Origin of the sequence: Flavobacterium lacisediminis (assembly GCF_025909975.1) — a bacterium.
Taxonomy (GTDB): domain Bacteria; phylum Bacteroidota; class Bacteroidia; order Flavobacteriales; family Flavobacteriaceae; genus Flavobacterium; species Flavobacterium lacisediminis.
Genome location: NZ_JAPCIO010000022.1, coordinates 1 through 1,275, shown reverse-complemented (window position 1 = coordinate 1,275; position 1,275 = coordinate 1). Strand labels below are relative to the sequence as shown.

The following is a 1,275-nucleotide window of genomic DNA, read 5'->3' as shown; positions in this document are numbered from 1 at the left end:
AAGATAGGCCCAGTTGAGGAGAATAATATTTATGCTGATTTCTCATACACATTAAATTTAGGAGGCGAACACAAATTAGCATTTGGAATAAAAACGGGTCTTACTTTGCATAATGTAGGTTTGTTTGACGATGTTTATCCAACGTTACCCGATGCGAATGACCCTGCTTTTTCAGAAAACACGAGTAATTCGTATTTTAATATTGGATCAGGACTTTTCTATTATACGAATAAGTATTATTTAGGATTTTCGGTTCCTAATTTAATGAAGTCGAAACATTTAGATTTTAATGGAAGAGAATTTGGATCAGAAGTATCACATTACTTTTTAACAGGAGGATATGTGTTTGATATCAATGAGAATGTAAAATTCAAACCGTTTTTCATGATGAAATCGGCTTTTGAAGCTCCAACATCATTGGATTTATCAACGAATTTCTTGTTCAATCAGAAATTTGAGATAGGCGCTACCTACCGATTAGAAGACAGTTTTGGTGCGATGGTAAATTATGCGATTACCCCTAATTTGAAACTAGGCTACGCTTACGATCATATNTCAGAAATTTGAGATAGGCGCTACCTACCGATTAGAAGACAGTTTTGGTGCGATGGTAAATTATGCGATTACCCCTAATTTGAAACTAGGCTACGCTTACGATCATATCGTATCAGATTTGAATGTAACAACACCATCATCACACGAGATTATCTTATTATTTGATTTGAACTTCCCTAAAAAAGTATCAAGTTCACCAAGATTCTTCTAACCTAAACCGACTAAAGTACAATGAGAAATTTATATGTAACATTAAGTTTTGTGATGGTAAGTGGAATACTTAGTGCACAAAATCAATACACTAAAACCGCAGATAAGCTATTCGATAGATACGAATATGTTGATGCTGCCAAAGAATATTTAAAACTAGCCGAAGGCAGTAAAGCCGATAACTACGTTTACAAACAATTAGCAGAGAGCTACTACAATGTATTCAACACAAAAGAAGCAGTAAAATGGTATGCTAAAGTAGTGGAACAAAAGCAAGATGCAGAAACGTATTACAAATACGCTCAAATGCTAAAAGCAGAAGGCAATTTCAAAGAAGCCGACAAACAAATGCAACAATTTGCGCAATTGGCACCAAACGATCAAAGAGCTAAGGCATTTGTGAGCAAACCGAATTACCTTCCAGAATTGCAAGGACAGTCTAAATTGTACGAGATTTCAAAATCAGACGTAAGTAGTGATAAAACTGACTTTGGAGCGGTACTTACTAAT

General features: G+C 34.9%; 1 protein-coding gene and 2 pseudogenes. All 3 read left to right on the top strand.

Going from position 1 to position 1,275, the window contains the following annotated elements; all coding sequences use genetic code 11:
- Positions 1-552: pseudogene (locus OJ995_RS13485) on the top strand (PorP/SprF family type IX secretion system membrane protein); the annotation flags it as partial.
- A gap of 4 nt (positions 553-556) precedes the next feature.
- Positions 557-766 (top strand): annotated as a pseudogene (locus OJ995_RS13480) (type IX secretion system membrane protein PorP/SprF); the annotation flags it as partial.
- A 20-nt stretch (positions 767-786) separates the two neighbouring features.
- The coding region (locus OJ995_RS13475) for a tetratricopeptide repeat protein (RefSeq protein ID WP_432419337.1) at positions 787-1,275 on the top strand (489 nt) is incomplete at its 3' end.